Origin of the sequence: Dyadobacter sp. SG02 (assembly GCF_900109045.1) — a bacterium.
GTDB lineage: Bacteria > Bacteroidota > Bacteroidia > Cytophagales > Spirosomataceae > Dyadobacter.
This window is the reverse complement of record NZ_FNYL01000003.1, coordinates 64,123-81,922: the sequence shown is the minus strand read 5'-3', so window position 1 is coordinate 81,922 and position 17,800 is coordinate 64,123. Positions and strand designations below refer to the sequence as shown.

Genomic DNA, 17,800 nt, shown 5'->3' with positions numbered 1-17,800 from the left:
ATTTAGGCGGATTAGAGGCCGCCAACAGGCTTTTTCGTATCTTTTTTCGTTTAAAGAACATAAATGTACAAAAAACCGTTAAAGTGGTGTCGATATACAGCAGCATACGCTATTATTTTGTACTTTCACTGTTCATACGACACATACACATTCACAGGGAATTTATACTAATAATATGATGCGTGTAAAACTTTTACTTTCAGTAGCCATTCTGTTTGCACTATCGACAGAAATATACGCTCAGCGCAGGTCTGTGAAAAATAACGAGGACGCCGAGGAGACCTATAAATCATTTACCTCCGTGGGTATTACCACCAATACCAACTCCGGGATTCTCGGGGGCGCGGTTTTTCGCCAGTCGTCGGCATTGGGCTCCAAAATGTTCGGAAAGAATGCATACCGCTACCTCGCGCTGGAACTGGTGAATGTGAAGCACCCGAAAGAACTTTCCACCCAGGATTTTGTGACCGGTGCGCGGTTGGTCTATGGTAAACAAAATTACCTGTTTGTACTCCGTCCGGAATATGGCCGTGAAATCTCGCTGTTCAGCCGGCAGGACGACGAAGGCATTTCGATCAGCGGGATAATCGCCGCGGGCCCTTCATTAGGCTTTGAAAAGCCTTATATGGTCCAGTACCAGGGCTCCGACGGCCGCGTGACCACGCAGCCCTTCGATCCGAACAGGGCCGGTGACATTATCGGTGCGGGCAGCTTTTTCTCCGGTTTCGGGAAATCGAAAGTAGTACCCGGGCTGCACATTAAAACGGCGATGAGCTTCGAACTGAGCGCTTTCCGGGATAATGTAACCGGCGTCGAAGTCGGTTTTATAGCCGAAGCTTTTTCAAGAAAAATTACGATTATGGCGGATGCGCAGAATAAGGCCTTTTTTACATCCGGATACCTGACCCTTTATTTTGGAAGTAAGAAAAGATAATTACCATTACAGATTGATATGATTGAATTGCCAGTAATACCGTCGGAACGCAGAAAACGCCCCGATTGGCTCCGGGTTAAGCTCCCCGCAGGCCCCGAATTCAGGAAAGTAAGACAGCTGGTCGATAACTATAAACTCCACACCATTTGCGAAAGCGGAAATTGCCCGAATATGGGGGAATGCTGGGGCGCCGGAACGGCTACCTTCATGATCCTCGGGAATGTGTGTACCAGAAGTTGCAGTTTTTGCGCGGTAGCGACCGGCCGGCCTAATGAATATGACACCGACGAACCACGCCGCGTAGCAGAGGCGATCAAGCTGATGCAGGTAAAGCATGCGGTAATCACATCGGTTAACCGCGACGAACTGAAAGACAAAGGCGCGGAAATCTGGTATCAAACCGTTCGTCAGGTAAAGGAAAATACGCCGGAGACGACCATTGAAACGCTCATCCCCGATGTAAAAAGCAACTGGGACGCGCTGATCCACATGATCGAAGCGGGCCAGGAAGTAGTTTCCCACAACATGGAAACTGTGGAACGTTTGTATCGCGCGGTACGCCCGCAGGCAAAATACACCCGCAGCCTCGAACAGATCAAACGTACGAAAGAATTTGGCCAGCGTACCAAATCGGGCATTATGCTGGGCCTTGGTGAAACGCAGGACGAAGTTTACAAAGCCATGGACGACCTGGCTGAGAACGGCCTCGATATCCTTACATTGGGACAATACCTGCAACCTACCAAGATGCACCACGAGGTAATCGAATGGATCACGCCCGAAATGTTCGACAATTACAGGGAAGAAGGACTGAAACGCGGACTGAAATACGTTGAATCAGGCCCCTTGGTGCGTTCCAGCTACCATGCGGAACGCCATGTGAATGTGCCTATCTAACCAATAGAATACTCATTTAATGAACAAAGCCGGTTTAGCGACGCTATTCCGGCTTTGTTCATTAAATGAGTATTATTCTTTGTAACCGTAAGCGAAATTGCATTTGAATCCGTGGCATAAATATGTACGTTTACATCCTTACTATACCACTCGTACTCAATGGCTTCTCTGACCAACATTCTCAAAAAGTCCGTCAAGGACCTGACCCGGTACGTCAACTTCACCAAGTCGATCACCCAGAACAACAAGCGCTTTAAAATTCCCGTCGTTAACAACATTGGATTGCCCAATTTCGCCGTGGAAGACAAGAATTGGTTTTTGCAGCTACTAAAAGCGGTCGAATTACCGCAGGGAAGCAGTTTCATAGACATAGGCGTGAATGTGGGCCAGTCGCTGATCGCATTTCGCAGCTACGGGGACAATCCCTACTACGGTTTCGAACCAAGTCCCGAATGCGTCTTTTATGTCAACAAACTCATTAAGGCCAATAAGCTGCGCAATACCCACCTCATTCCGATAGGCCTCTCCTCTTCTACCGAAATTCTCAAATTCTATTGCAAAGAAGGCGGTGACCAATCAGCGACGATCGTCGGCGAGCTCCGTCCGGGTCATTACAGCGAAGAAGACGTAAGTTACATTCCTGTATTCCCCTTCGACGAGCTCGACATGAAGGGGATCGGAGATATATCGTTTATAAAGATCGACGTGGAAGGGGCCGAGCTGGAAGTGCTTACAGGGCTGAGGCAGACGCTGCAAAAACACAACCCCGTGATCACCTGCGAAGTACTTGACTGCCACAACGCCGAGACAAACCTCAAGGTATTGCAGGACCGGGCCAACAGACTGGTCGAACTAGTTAAAAGCCTGAACTACACCATTTACAGGATCAGACAGGAAAACGGATTGAATTTTGAGAAAATTGAGGAAATTATTCTTAAACAATACGATTCACAAAGTCATTATCTAAATGATTACTTATTTTTGCCTTCAACTAGGAAAATAGAAGCGCTTCTTACGAGGTAAATCTATCACACATTTAAAACATTCTTTAACTTCTTATTTCGTTTCCAATGCCATACTTATTCACCTCGGAGTCCGTATCTGAAGGACATCCTGACAAGGTAGCCGATCAAATATCAGATGCACTGATTGACAATTTCTTAGCATGGGATACCAATAGTAAGGTGGCCTGCGAAACACTGGTAACGACCGGACAGGTAGTTTTGGCCGGCGAGGTAAAGACCAACACCTATCTGGACGTTCAGAAGATCACCCGCGAAGTGATTAAACGGATTGGTTACACGAAGAGTGAATACATGTTTGAAGCGAACTCCTGCGGTATTCTCTCAGCGATCCACGATCAGAGCGCGGACATCAACCAGGGCGTTGACCGCGCTGCGGTGGCCGAGGATTTCGAATCGAAAGCAAATGCACAGGGAGCTGGTGACCAGGGTATGATGTTCGGTTATGCGACCCGCGAGACAGCGAACTACATGCCGCTTGCTCTCGACCTGGCGCATAAGATCCTGCAAGAGATGTCGTACATCCGCAACAACGAACCTTCACTGATCCCTTACCTGCGCCCCGACGCGAAATCACAGGTAACGATCGAATATAGCGACGACAACGTTCCACAACGCATCGACACCATCGTGGTTTCGACACAGCACGACGACTTCGATTCCGAAGAAGCGATGCTTGCGAAAATCAAAAACGATATCATCAATATCGTAATCCCACGTGTGAAAGCGAAACTGACGCCTGAACTGCAAAAACTGTTCACAGGCGACATTACACACCACATCAACCCGACCGGGAAATTTGTAATCGGTGGTCCTCACGGTGACACGGGTCTTACAGGGCGCAAAATCATTGTAGACACTTATGGTGGTAAAGGTGCTCACGGCGGTGGTGCATTCTCCGGAAAAGATCCTTCCAAAGTAGACCGTTCTGCGGCATACGCAACGCGTCATATCGCGAAAAACCTGGTAGCAGCCGGTTTGTGCGACGAGGTACTCGTTCAGGTTTCGTACGCGATCGGTGTGGCTGAGCCTTGCGGTTTGTACATCAACACTTACGGAACTGCGAAAGTGGAAGGAAACGATGGTGCAATCGCTCAGAAAGTGGGCGAAATCTTCGATTTGCGTCCATATGCGATCGAACAACGCTTGAAACTGCGCAACCCGATCTATTCCGAAACAGCGGCTTACGGCCACATGGGACGTAAGAACGAAATCGTGAAGAAGTCGTTCAAAGGCGCCAACGGCGAAGAAAAAGAAGTCGAAGTTGAACTCTTCACCTGGGAGAAACTCGATTTCGTAGATGCGATCAAAGCAAAATTCTCGCTTTAAGAAAGCATTTCTGATAAATCAGAAAGAGGTCGGCAGGAATGTCGACCTCTTTTGTTTTTAGGTACATTTTCAAAATAATGTTTCAAATATCAGTTTTCGACAGCATTTTTGAGGCTAGTTTTGAAATTATATCAAGCATTTGCCAATATTTGCGGCAAAACTCCGTTCTCTCGGAGCCATCCCACTAATCTAAACTGCGTCTTCCGCTTGCCCTCAATGCAATATCAGAAAGTCAAATTTACCAACTTGGAGAAAAGTACGTTTTTTCCAACCCTCAGACATCGGGTCGATCAGTACTTCTCAACCAACGACATCTGCAAGTCGGGTGGGTCCGGTATTATTTACAAAGCATTGTTCATGCTGAGCTTGTATCTGGTTCCCTATATTCTGATCCTTTCCAATCAGTTCGGCATGCTGGCAATGGCAGGTTTTGCTTTTGTGATGGGTCTCGGCGTAGCGGGCGTAGGTATGTCGGTCATGCACGATGCCATTCACGGCTCGCTGGCGACGTCCAATCTGCTGAACAAGGTATTTGGTGCATCCATTTATTTACTTGGCGGAAATGCCTACAATTGGGAGGTGCAACACAACCGACTGCACCACACTTACACGAATATCCACGACGTCGACGAAGATATTACCGGCAAATTTCTCCTGCGTCTTTCATTCCAGGAAAAGCAAAGGTATATCCACAGGTTTCAGCACATTTATGCGTTTTTCCTATACAGCCTTATGACGCTGTCGTTCTTGTGGAAAGATTTTAAGGAAATATCCCTTTTTAATGAAATGTCAAAATCGGGAATGACGAAGCCTTTCCCTAAAAAAGAGCTAATTAGACTGATCTTAACCAAACTGGCCTACGTCGTGTTTATTTGCGTCATTCCGCTTGCCTTCACCTCCATCACATTTGGTCAGTGGCTGATCGGCTTTATGATCATGCACGGAACTGCGGGAATGATATTGAGCACGGTATTTCAAATGGCGCACGTCGTAGAAGGCGCGGAACAGCCCGAGCCCGATCAAACCGGCAGCATCGAAAATGCATGGGCAGTACATCAGCTGCAAACAACGTCTAATTTTGCGGGTAAAAACCGCATGTTGTCCTGGTTCATCGGCGGCCTGGATTATCAGATCGAGCACCATTTGTTCCCCACTATCTCCCACGTTCATTACCACGCGTTGTCACCGATTGTAAAAGCCACCGCTCTTGAATTTGGTTTGGTCTACAATGCAAAATCCAACTTTCGCAACGCGTTGGGCTCGCATGTGAGGATGTTAAAAAATATGGGAACGCGGTAGTCCACGTTCCCATTTGATACAATTCCTCTGATTCGGCTCTCAGAAATGCGCCGGCTCCTCCAATTCACTATCACGCGCCACGCGCTCGATCATTTTCATTTTCTCGAAGTTCTTAGGACGTGAGAAGAAGGTGTAAATGGCAGGGATGACGTATAATGTCAAAACGAGCGAGAAGAGCAGCCCTCCCATGATCACGATACCCATCGACATCCGGCTGCGGCCCGCGGAACCGAGCGCCATCGCGATGGGCAATGCCCCAAGGACGGTGGCAAGGCTGGTCATGAGGATAGGTCTAAAACGCATTGTTGCTGCTTCCAATGCCGCCTCCTGAATGCTACGACCCTGCTCGCGCAACTGGTTGGCAAACTCGACAATAAGTATACCATTCTTCGTTACCAGCCCAATGAGCATGATCATACCGATCTGGCTGAAAATATTGAGTGTCTGATCAAAAAACCAAAGCGAGAATACAGCTCCGCCAATCGCCAGTGGTACCGTGAACATGATAATGAACGGGTCCACAAAACTTTCGAACTGGGCGGCCAGGATGAAGTAGATCAATATCAATGCGAGGAAGAACGAGAACATCGTGTTCGACGAACTTTCGGCATAGTCGCGGGACGAGCCGCTCAATGAGGTTTGAATCGTCTCGTCGTTCAATTTATCGCGGATGCGGTCCATGGCCGCAATACCGTCGCCGATGGTCTTGCCTGGTGCAAGCGCGGCCTGCACGGTGGCGCTCATGTAACGGTTGAAGTGGAAAAGCTGCGGAGGACTACTCTCTTCTTCGGCTTTCACGATATTATCCAGCTGCACCAGGGTACCCGTATTCGTTTTAACAAACATGCTCTTTAAATCCAGCGGTTCGTCGCGGTTGGCACGGTCGTACTGGCCGATTACCTGGTACTGACGGCCATTCATCGTGAAATAACCGAAACGCTGCCCGGCAAATGCCAGTTGCATCGTTTGCGCCACATCCTGTACCGACACACCCAGGGATTTCGCCTTTTCGCGGTCGATCACGATCTGGATTTCCGGCTTGCTGAATTTCAGGTTGACGTCCGTAATCGCGAATGTGGGATCTTCCGAAGCCTCTTCCATGAATTTCGGGAGGTATTCTCTCAGCTTCTCAAAATCCGGCGCCTGGATCACATACTGAATGGGCAAGCCACCCCGGGAATCCACAGAAATAGTTTGCTGCTGAACGACAAACGACTTGGCGTCCGGCATTGTTTTCAGCTTTTTATTGATATAATCCGCAATCTCCTGTTGCGATTCTTTTCTTAACGTTTTGTCTACCAATGCAATGCGTCCGCTACCCGTATTGGCCGCACCGAGACCTGAGTTCCCGGGCGATGTAATCATCATCAGCCCTTTCCGGCCAGGCATGGAGTCCATCAGCATATCGCTCACATTCTGCATGTATCGGTCGGTGAATTCAAACGAGGAGCCTTCCGGCGCCGTCATATTGATCCGGAACCAGTTACGGTCGTCGAGCGGTGCTAGTTCGGATTGCAGGTCTTTCCCGAAAAACCAGATCATTCCCAGCGTAATGGCCACCAGCGGCACAGCCACCCAGCGCATTTTCAGGAATTTGCCCAGTGCATTGCCGTAGTCATTGGTAATCTTTTCAAAAAACGGCTCCGTCTTCTCGTAAAACCAGCTTTTCTTATGCGTCTTGCGCACCAGGTAGGCATTCAGCATCGGCGTCAATGTCAGCGAAACAAATGCCGAGATCAATACAGCGGCGGAAATAACGATACCGAACTCCCGGAACAGTTTTCCTACAAAACCCTCCATAAAAATCACCGGTAAAAACACGGAAGCCAGTGTAATGGATGTGGATAAAACGGCGAATATGATTTCGTTGGAGCCCTTAATGGCAGCCTCGATCGGGCTCATGCCCTGTTCGATCTTCTTGAAAATGTTCTCCGTGACGACAATACCGTCGTCCACCACAAGCCCGGTCGCCAATACGATCGCGAGCAACGTGAGTACGTTCACGGAAAAGCCCATAATGTACATGATGAAGAATGTACCAATGAGCGAAACGGGTATATCGATGAGCGGGCGGAAGGCAATGAGCCAATCGCGGAAGAAGAGGTAAATGATGATTACCACGAGCACGATGGCGATTAGCAGCGTCTCTCCTACTTCCTCAATCGAACGCTCTACGAAAATGGTATTATCGATCAGCGTGTCCAGCTTGTAATCTTTGGGAAGCTCCTTTTTGATGGCCTCCATCCGCTTGTTGACCTCCTCGGCGATATTGAGGTAGTTCGCGCCGGGCATCGGCGAAATCGCCAGACCGATCATCGGCACATTGTCGAGCCGCAGGATCGTTTCCTCGTTCTCGGGCCCCAGCGTCGCCGAACCGATATCTTTCAGGTGGATCGTCTGCGTGGCCGAGTTTTTAATGATCATTTCATTAAAATCCTCCTCGGTACGGAAGCGCCCGATCGTTTTCACGGTCAGCTCGGTATTGTCGCCGGCCAGTTTTCCGCTCGGCAATTCTACATTCTCATTGTCTAGTGCGTTTTTCACATCCTGGGTCGTAATGCCCAGCGAAGCCATTTTAACGGGGTCCATCCAGATCCGCATCGCATATTTCTTCTGCCCGAAAATGCGGATTTCGCTCACGCCCTCGATCGTCTGCAGGCGTTGGGCGATCACGTTTTCCGCATAGTCGCTTACTTCGAGGTGCGAGCGGGTGTTGCTCGTGAAAGTCAGTACGATAATGGGTTCAGAGTTGGCATCGGCCTTGCTCACGACCGGCGGACCATCGATATCGAGCGGCAATGTCCGCGAGGCGGACCCTACCTTGTCGCGCACGTCGTTCGCGGCACGTTCCATATCCACACCAATATCGAACTCGACGGTGATCTGGCTCGTACCCTGGCTGCTGGTGGAGCTGATGGATTTAATACCTTCGATACTGTTCAGCTGCTTTTCGAGCGGCTCGGTGATCTGCGATTCGATAATGTCGGCATTCGCGCCCGTGTAGCTCGTGCGGATGGAAACCACGGGCGGATCGATCGACGGGAATTCCCGCATCCCCAGGAACTTGTACCCCAGGAACCCAAATAAAATGATCAGCAGGTTCATCACAATCGCGAGAACCGGCCTTTTGATAGAAAGGGTTGAGATACTCATAGGTTGACCTTCACGGCGGTGTTAGGTTTGATGGCGATAATACCCGAGGTAATCAGTGAATCACCGGGCTGCAAGCCGTCTATGATCTGGATCTTTTTGTCGGTACGCAGGCCCGTCGTCACCATAGCCTCCTGCGCCTTGCCATCTTTTATTACAAACACTTTCTTACCCTTCAAAACCGGCACAATGGCCTCTGTCGGGATCATTATCGCCGCCCGGTTCGCGTCGAGATCTGCCAGCACTTTCACAAACATACCCGGCACAAACCGGCCGTCGGGGTTGCCTGCCAGCGCGCGTACACGTAGCGTGCGAAGGTTTTCGTCCACTTTTGGGTCGATGGCCAGTATTTTGGCGCTATAAGTCGACGGATCGCCGTCGAGGTTGAACTTCACCGAGCTTCCTACGCGAATGCTCGGGCTGTATTTTTCAGGAACCGTAAAATCAATTTTGACCGGATTACTCTGAACAATCGTAACAATGGGCGTACCCGGAGCCAAATACGCGCCTTCACTGATGAATTTCAATCCGATACGTCCGCTGAACGGCGCCCGGATCTCCGTTTTTTCAAGCTGCGCCTCAATCACTTCCTTTTCCGCATCCAAAACCCGGATGTTGTTGGAAGTCACATCATATTCTTCGAGGTTAATCGCCTCCACGTTCAGCAATTTCTTCTGCCTTGCTTCTATTTTTTTGCTTAAATCCTGGTTGTAAGCCACTTTTTGCAATTGCGCCTGTAACTCGCGGTCGTTGATTTTCGCGATCAGCTGCCCTTTGGCCACATACGAACCTTCCTTGATGTCGAGCTTCACGAGCCTGCCTGATATTTCCGCCATCAGGTTCACTTCCTCGTTGGGCACTACCGTTCCCGAAGCAAAAATCTGGTTTTCAATGGATTCCTTACCTACAATAAATACATTCACCGGCACAGCACCGCCGGATGATTTCGCACCTTTCCCTTCACCCCCTTTTTTCGCATCAGAGCCCTTGCCTTCGCCGGATTTCGAGAAGATAAACAGTTTTCCCAAAACCAGCGCGACTATGATCCCCGCCACCAACATGATCGTACGCATGATTACTTAAAAATAAAATTCGTTCTAGAAGAGTAGTAATTAGTTATATTTTGCAAAAGCATTATTTAAAGATACTTCATATTGCAAAAAGAGGCAATGTACATCTTTTATACTTCCACTAAGCAAGCCTTTCCCCGGTTGTTTGCTGAATGACGCTTTCCGGCTGCTCAATGCCGTTTTTAGCGCTGCGGCGTTTTGTTATCTTTATCGAATTCATCACAAACCAAATCATTCACACGATGAAATTAGCGTACACCTTCGGTTACTATCTGATCATCACCATTATCTTATCATTAACTATGCACACGTACGGACAAGGCCCGGTGAAGGGCTACAATGCGGAATGGAAGAAAGTCAGTGAGTTGACGGGGAAGGGGCTCGATAAGGACGCGCTGGAACAGGTCAAAAGCATTTACCAGCTCGCGAAAAAAGAAAATCAGGAAGCGCAGGTCATCAAAGCGGCTGTTTACATGACCCAGTTGCAGACTGAAAACAGGGAAAACAACTCCATTTTCTCGATCCGGGAATTGGAAAAGGAAATGACCGAAAGCAAAGGCCCGACCCGATCGATCCTGACAAGCCTGGTGGCTTCGGAGTATTACAATTATTACCAAACCGTTCGCTGGCAGCTGTACAACCGCACGGCCACGACCGGTTTCGACAAAATGGATATTGCTACCTGGGGTACCGAAGACTTTCATCAAAAAATTGGTGCGCTATTTCTGGAATCCATTCGGGACGAAGCAATTTTAAAGAATACCAAACTTGATCAATACGACGCCATTATTACCAAAGGCAATATGCGCAAGCTTCGCCCAACGTTGTTCGATCTGCTGGCATTCAGGGCATTGGATTACTTTTCTTCCGATGAGCCTAATATCAAAAAGCCTGCATATGCATTTGAAATCAATACAGCCTCGGCATTTGACCCCGCGGCGGACTTCGCGCACCGGAAGTTTGAAACAAAAGATTCGGCCTCGTTGGAACACCATGCGCTGCTCCTGTATCAGAAACTGATCGCTTTTCATCTCGACGACAAAGACCCCGCCGCATTGATCGACGTCGACCTGGCAAGGTTGCAGTATGTAAGTCAGAAATCGGTGCACCCGGATGAGAGCGAGCTCTATTTTCTGGCCGTCAGCCACGTGGCCGATCAGTACCAATCTACACCCGCAGCGGCGCAAGCCTGGTACCTGAAAGCAGCTTATTTGAACGAAAAAGCAGATAGGTACAAGCCAGGTAAGGATTCGGCATCACAATTTGAGCGGGTAAAAGCGCTGGAAATTTGCCGGCAGGTCATCCGGGACAATCCTGAGACCGAAGGCGGAGTAAATGCATACAACCTTTCCAAAACCATCACCCGTAAAAATCTGGCATTATCCGTCGAAACAGTTAACAGCATTGCAAAGCCATTCCGGGTGCTGGTGAAATACCGGAACTTCGACAAACTATACTTCCGTGCCATTAAGCTCAATGAATTCCTCCGAAAAAATCTGGAAAATGACGAGCGGAATACGAAATGGAAGACATTAGCCGCTGCAAAGCCGATCAAATCCTGGGAACAGCCGCTTCCCGACGCCAAAGATTACCAGGAGCATTCCGTAGAGGTTAAAGTCGATGGACTTCCATCCGGGGAGTATGTTTTGCTCACCAGCACCACAGCCGATTTCGAGCGTGCGAACGGCATAACGGGCGCTGCGATATGCTATGTTTCGGACATTAGCTTTATCCAAAAAGGCGACAATTTCTTTGTCCTAAACCGCGAAACCGGTGAGCCGTTGCCGGGTTCCAAAGTACAACTGTGGCACAAACGTTACGATTATAATACCAGGAGCAATGTCAAAAACAAAGGTCCTTTGCTCACTGCCGACAAGGACGGCCATTTCCAACGCGGGCATATCCGGCAAATCAACTACGGAGAAGAGCACATGCTCGACATCACGTATGGAAATGACCGGCTGTTCGTGCAGGAAAATAAGAACCGGTACTATTACAACGAGGATGCGGAGCCACCGCGCGAAGAAGGAACGGAACGTATTTTCCTCTTTACAGACCGAAGCCTGTACCGTCCGGGCCAGACGGTCTATTACAAAGGCATTGTCGGGAAAGGCGACGGCGTGCTCCAAAACCAGCAGCAGGAATTCACGGCGGTACTTTATAATGCAAATGCTGAACACGTAGCGGAATCGAAGCACCATGTCAATGCATACGGAAGCTTCTCGGGGTCATTTGTGATCGCGGGTAATGGGCTGCCGGGCAATTTCTACATCCAGGTGAGGGACAATTTCCGGGTTGATTTTTATGTCGAGGAGTACAAACGCCCCCGTTTTGCGGTCGAATTCGATACGCTGAAAGCTACTTACAAGGTCAACGAGACAATTAAAGCAAGCGGAAAGGCTATGGCATATGCCGGGAATGCGATCGACGCGGCGACGGTGAAGTACCGTGTCGTGCGCATGGCGCGCTTCCCGTACGCGTGGCTGCGCAAGCGGTGGTGGGCGTCGGAAGAACCGATGGTGATCACGTATGGTGAGACGGTAACCGATGCTTCGGGGCATTTTCATCTCGATTTTGAAGCTATTCCGGACCGTAAAGTTGATCCAAAGACCGACTCCGTATTCGATTATACCATACACGCGGACGTGACCGATGGCAACGGAGAAACTCGAAGCGCGGAAACAACCGTATCGGTCAGCTACAAATCATATGTATTGAAGGTGGAAATACCGTCGGAAATGGAGGCAAGCCAATTCAAATCGCTTACTATCCGCACCGAAAACCTCGCAGGCGTGTTTGCGCCGGCCGAAGCGACGATCCGGATCACCCGCATAATGCCCGAAAACCGGCTTATCCGGAAGCGTTACTGGGAACGGCCGGACCTTTTTGCAATGTCCAAAAACGAATTCACGGCCAGCTTCCCGCATGACGAGTACGATCGCGAAACGGAAATGGAAAACTGGGAAACAGCCGGAATACCCGTGTCAAAGACGGTATCGCTGCAACCGGATAGCCCGATACCGGTTTCGGAATTTAACCTTTCCGCAGGCATGTATAAAATCGAGATCAGCAGCACGAATGCGGCCGGCGAAAAACTGACCGAGGTTAAATTTACCGAACTCAAAGACCCCGGAACGAACAAACCACCTTACCCCCAATATATTGCAGCAACACCAGCCGCCCCCGCCGAGCCTGGCGACAAAGCGTCTTATACTTTGGGAACTTCGGTCGACAAAGCATCCGTGATCAGCACCACCAACCGTAAATCCGGCCCTGCGGGCTTTTCTTACCTCACTTTAAATGAAGAACTCAAAAGATTCGACTACACGCCTAAGGAAGAAGACCGGGGCGGTTATCAGGTGGATTATGTATTTGTAAAACACAACCGCATTCACACGTATACCGAAAGCATTGCGGTACCGTGGACGAATAAGGATCTGCAAATCGAGTACGCGACATTCAGGGACAAAACGCTGCCCGGCAGTAAGGAAACGTGGAAAGTCAAAATCAGCGGTTACAAAAAGGAATCCTTAGCCGCCGAAATGCTCGGAAGCATGTACGATGCCTCTCTCGACCAGTTCTACCCGCACCAATGGCGGAAACCATACATCTGGCCCGTACGCTTCGGCCTGGGAGGCTGGTCGGACAGCGGAAATTTTAACGATACGAATGCGGATATCCAATATGATGAATCAGGAGAATACAAATCGTTTGAAAAACGCTACGATGAACTGATCTCGGGCTTGCACACATTCGGCAGTTATCCACCAAGCTCCCCAGTCGGAGGTGGCAATGCGAGATATATGCGGAGTGTCGCCAAGGCTTCTCTTGCTGTCCCGAAATCTGCCCCAATAGCAGCAGAAGAAATGGCTGATTCCTCTGTGATGACGGGAGAAACCAATGCGAATGAAGTCGAGAAAGTAGGCTACGGCGTCCTACGCGACCCAAAAGCTTCGCAGGAAAAGCAGCCGGCACCTGCCATCCGCACCAACTTCAACGAAACCGCCTTCTTCCTCCCCGATTTGAAAACAGATAGCGAAGGCAACATTACTTTCTCTTTCACCATGCCGGAAGCGCTTACCCGGTGGAAATTCCAGGCGCTCGCGCATACGCAGGAGCTGGCATTGGGTTACAGCAGCAAAGAGATCGTTACGCAGAAAGACCTGATGGTACAGCCCAATGCCCCACGCTTTTTGAGAGAAGGCGACAAGATCAGCTTTCCGGTAAAAGTGGCAAATCTCAGCAGCGAAGCGGTTAATGGAGAAGTTTCGCTTTTGTTGTTTGATACGGAAACGAATGATGCGTTGGATAAACATTTCAAAAACGAAAAGCCATCGAGCCGGTTTTCGATCGCTGCGGGCCAAAGCAACACCACGCTTTTCACGTTGGAAATACCCAAAGGCTTCACCAAAATGGTGACATGGCGGGCGGTTGCGAAGGCAGGCAACTTGTCGGATGGCGAAGAAAACCTGGTACCGGTCCTGCCCAATCGAATGCTGGTGACCGAGAGTATGCCCATATCGATGAAAGGAAATGGTTCGAAGCATTTTACATTTGAAAAACTACTGGACTCCTCCAAATCCAAAACACTTACTAACCAGTCTGTCACGGTTGAATACAGCAGCAACCCTGTCTGGTATGCGGTGCAGTCCCTGCCATATTTAATGGAGTATCCGTATGAATGTGCGGAGCAGACCTGGAACCGCTATTATGCCAACTCGCTGGCCTCGCATATCGCGAATGCATCACCGAGGATCGCCGAGGTTTTCAAATCGTGGAAAGGCACGGATGCGCTGCAAAGCAATCTGGCTAAAAATCAGGAGTTGAAATCGCTGCTTACCCAGGAAACGCCATGGGTATTGGCTGCCAAAACGGAAGAAGAACAAAAGCGGAACATTGCATTGCTTTTTGACCTCGTCAGAATGGAAAACGAATTGAACGGAAGCATGCTCAAACTGCGGGAAATGCAAAGTCCCAACGGTGGATTCGTGTGGTTCAAAGGCGGCCCGGACGACCGCTACATGACGCAATACATTGTGACAGGCATTGCGCATTTACAGAAAATCAATGCATTGCATTCGTCTCAGGCAGGAAATATCAATGCGATCCTGGAAAAAGCGCTGCCTTATATCGACAAGCGCATTCAAGAGGATTACGATCAGCTGGTTAAATCCAAATCGGACCTTAAAAAATATGTCCCGGGCCCGTTTGAAATACAATACCTTTATGCGCGTAGCTTTTTCAAAAAACCAATCCCTGCCGCGACACAGAAGGCGTACCAATATTACCGCGAGCGGGCAAGACTAACCTGGGTTTCCCAAACCAAACTGCTGCAAGGCATGACGGCATTGATATGCCATCGCACGCAAGATGCAAAAACGGCGAATCAGATCCTGGAATCATTACGTCAAACAGCTATTCGAAACGAAGAACTTGGCATGTACTGGAAAACCAACCAGCGTGGCTGGTGGTGGCATGAAGCGCCCATTGAGCGCCAGGCATTACTCATTGAGGCTTTCCAGGAAATCGCTAATGACCCGGCGACTGTCGCGGACTTGAAAACCTGGTTGCTGAAAAACAAGCAAACCAATAACTGGGAGAGCACAAAGGCCACAGCGGAGGCTTGTTACGCGCTTTTGATGAATGGAAGCGACTGGCTGGCCGAGTCCCCGAGCGCCAGCGTCCGCTTGGGCGACAAGGAGGTTAGTTCAAAAGACGAGAAAACGGAAAGCGGTACAGGCTATTTCAAAAAGACGATCGCCACGGACATTACCGCACAAATGGGTAATATCGACGTTACCGTGAATGGTGGTTCCGCATCTTCCCAACTCCCCACCTGGGGCGCCGTCTACTGGCAATACTTCGAAGACCTCGACAAAATCACTTTCGCCGAAACGCCGTTAAAGCTCTCCAAACAGCTTTTTGTAGAAAGCAACAGCGATAATGGCCCCGTACTCACGCCCGTACGCGAAGGCGAAGCCGTGAAGGTGGGTGATAAAATCAAGGTCCGCATCGAGCTGCGCGTCGACCGTGACATGGAATATGTGCATATGAAAGACATGCGGGCGTCAGGACTCGAACCGGTGAATGTCATGAGCGGCTATCGCTGGCAGGGCGGCCTCGGGTATTATGAAAGTACGCGCGATGCGAGCACCAATTTTTTCTTCAATGCATTGCGCAAAGGAACTTATGTGTTCGAATACCCGCTTTTTATAACACACGAGGGCGATTTCAGCAACGGTATCACCACGATCCAATGCATGTACGCGCCGGAGTTCACCGCTCATAGCGAGGGTGTGAGATTAAGAGCATTACCGCGGAAGTAACATGTCCATTCAACTTATTCAGGCCACCATCAACGATCTGGAAGCCGTCCGGCAAATCGGGATTGACACTTTTTATGAATCGTTTGCTTCCGTCAACACGGAAGCAAACATGACGCATTACCTGGAAACCGGTTTTAGTTTAGAGCGGGTTGCCTCCGAGCTGAGCAATGAGGATTCAGAATTTCACCTGGCTTACGATGGCGACAAACTGATCGGTTATCTCAAAGTAAACCACGGCCCCGCCCAAAGTGAACTGAAAGACGATACCGCATTGGAAATCGAACGGATATATGTCCTGCGGGCATGGCAGGGGCTGAAAATCGGGCAGCTATTTTATGAAAAGGCCATCGAAATCGCCTGTGCGCGCCGGTACGCGTATGTGTGGCTGGGCGTGTGGGAAGAGAATGAAAAGGCGATCGGCTTTTACAAACGAAATGGCTTTGCAGAATTTGACAAGCACCTTTTCAAACTCGGTGACGAAATTCAGACCGACATTATGATGCGGCGAGCGCTGTAACGGCCTCCTGAATTTTTAAAATCGCCTTTGCAAAGGCCTCCATATCCTCTTTTTCTCCCAGCATAGCATGTTGGAGAATCCAGACGGCGTCGGTATCACAGGCTTGTTCGGCTACGGGACAAAATGTTTGGCTGTAATCCGCGCTGTCGGGAATGGCATAGCACATGAAGGTTTTGTTCTGAAAAAGGGGTTGCTTGTACAGCGGATGCGGGTACCCCTTGAAGCTCGGCACACCTTCGGCGGCGAGCATGGCCGCAAATTCTGTTTTGGGCAGTCCGCCGAATTTTGCCGCATCGTATTTGAAAATATAGATATGATACCCGTGCAATGTAATGTGCTCGTTGCGTTTCAGGGGGGATATTCCATCTATTTTTTCCAATAAATCATTTAAATACAATCCATTACTATTTCTTCGCCGGGTTTGTTCTTCCAGGCGTTTAAGTTGTTCTGAGAGCAGCACGGCCTGCATTTGGGTAATGCGGTAGTTGCACCCGGGATTATAATGCTCATACCATTGCCCACCCTCAATGCGGCCTACATTCCTCAGCGAATGCATCGTGGCATACAAATCGTCATCATCGGTAATGACAATGCCGCCTTCGCCGGAGGTAAGGTTTTTGGAAGATTGGAAACTGAAACTGCCCACATGCCCAATTGAGCCCAATTTTTTTCCCTTATACTCGGCCCCATGCCCGTGGGCTGCGTCTTCGATTACTTTGAGTTTGTGCCGCTTCGCGATGTCCATGATAGCATCCATATCGCAGGCCAACCCGCCGAAATGCACGGGAATAATCACTTTGGTACGCGGTGTGATGGCCGCTTCAATGGCCTCCGGACTGATGTTGTACGTTTCAGGATCTATATCCACAAAAACCGGCACGCAGTTGCATTCGATCACCGAAGAAGCCGTGGTAATGAAAGTATAAGGCGGCACAATCACCTCGTCGCCAGGCTTCACGCCGCACGCCATCAGCGCCAGCCGGAGCGACACCGAGCCATTCACGCAGGTAATGGCATACTTGCTCCCGCAGTAATCGGCAAATGCCCGCTCGAAACGTTCCACTTCGTCTCCGCAATCGGGGTTACCCCATTTACCGCTCTCGACGATCGCCGCCACGGCGTTCACCTCATTTTCATCGTAAATCGGCCAGGGGAATGTCTTGTCAATGGTTTTCGGTCCGCCGTGGATCGCGAGTTGCTCCTTTTTGATGCTCATGGGTGTCGGGAAATGTAGTGGTAATTTTACTGGAAATACG

General features: G+C 49.6%; 10 protein-coding genes. 7 read left to right on the top strand and 3 right to left on the bottom strand.

Translation table 11 applies throughout. The annotated features are described in order from the left end of the window. Positions 1–175: 175 nt before the first annotated feature. From BMW93_RS07400 to BMW93_RS07380, 5 genes are all read left to right on the top strand, one after another. On the top strand, positions 176–934 hold the full coding sequence (locus BMW93_RS07400; RefSeq protein ID WP_090374592.1) for a hypothetical protein: 759 nt from the start codon (positions 176–178) through the stop codon (positions 932–934). 18 nt (positions 935–952) lie between these two features. Continuing rightward, positions 953–1,831 carry a lipoyl synthase gene (gene lipA, locus BMW93_RS07395; RefSeq protein ID WP_090156965.1) on the top strand — a complete coding sequence of 293 codons (879 nt, stop codon included), beginning with the start codon at positions 953–955 and terminating at the stop codon, positions 1,829–1,831. A 159-nt stretch (positions 1,832–1,990) separates the two neighbouring features. Continuing rightward, positions 1,991–2,854, top strand: coding sequence for an FkbM family methyltransferase (locus BMW93_RS07390; RefSeq protein ID WP_090374591.1), 864 nt, complete (start codon positions 1,991–1,993; stop codon positions 2,852–2,854). A gap of 47 nt (positions 2,855–2,901) precedes the next feature. Then, positions 2,902–4,182 carry a methionine adenosyltransferase gene (gene metK / locus BMW93_RS07385; protein WP_090374590.1) on the top strand — a complete coding sequence of 427 codons (1,281 nt, stop codon included), beginning with the start codon at positions 2,902–2,904 and terminating at the stop codon, positions 4,180–4,182. A gap of 246 nt (positions 4,183–4,428) precedes the next feature. Then, entirely contained in the window at positions 4,429–5,481 is a 1,053-nt protein-coding gene (locus BMW93_RS07380) for an acyl-CoA desaturase (RefSeq protein WP_229240257.1), read from the top strand. A gap of 39 nt (positions 5,482–5,520) precedes the next feature. Here BMW93_RS07380 and BMW93_RS07375 read toward each other — a convergent pair whose 3' ends face one another. Both BMW93_RS07375 and BMW93_RS07370 read right to left on the bottom strand, forming a co-directional pair. Then, positions 5,521–8,634 carry an efflux RND transporter permease subunit gene (locus tag BMW93_RS07375; protein ID WP_090374588.1) on the bottom strand — a complete coding sequence of 1,038 codons (3,114 nt, stop codon included), beginning with the start codon at positions 8,632–8,634 and terminating at the stop codon, positions 5,521–5,523. Beyond that, complete coding sequence (locus BMW93_RS07370; RefSeq protein WP_090374587.1) at positions 8,631–9,704, bottom strand: efflux RND transporter periplasmic adaptor subunit; 1,074 nt, start codon at positions 9,702–9,704, stop codon at positions 8,631–8,633. The genes BMW93_RS07375 and BMW93_RS07370 overlap by 4 nt, the downstream gene beginning before the upstream one ends. 239 nt (positions 9,705–9,943) lie before the next feature. Here BMW93_RS07370 and BMW93_RS07365 point away from each other — a divergent pair, with 239 nt between their 5' ends. After that, positions 9,944–16,027: an alpha-2-macroglobulin gene (locus tag BMW93_RS07365; RefSeq protein WP_090375060.1), complete on the top strand. Its 6,084-nt coding sequence runs from the start codon at positions 9,944–9,946 to the stop codon at positions 16,025–16,027. Between the two features lies 1 nt (position 16,028). Continuing rightward, positions 16,029–16,544 carry a GNAT family N-acetyltransferase gene (locus BMW93_RS07360; RefSeq protein WP_090374586.1) on the top strand — a complete coding sequence of 172 codons (516 nt, stop codon included), beginning with the start codon at positions 16,029–16,031 and terminating at the stop codon, positions 16,542–16,544. Here BMW93_RS07360 and BMW93_RS07355 read toward each other — a convergent pair. After that, positions 16,522–17,760, bottom strand: coding sequence for a DegT/DnrJ/EryC1/StrS aminotransferase family protein (locus BMW93_RS07355; protein WP_090374585.1), 1,239 nt, complete (start codon positions 17,758–17,760; stop codon positions 16,522–16,524). The two genes, BMW93_RS07360 and BMW93_RS07355, sit on opposite strands and share 23 nt — an antisense overlap. Between the last annotated feature and the right edge of the window lie 40 nt (positions 17,761–17,800).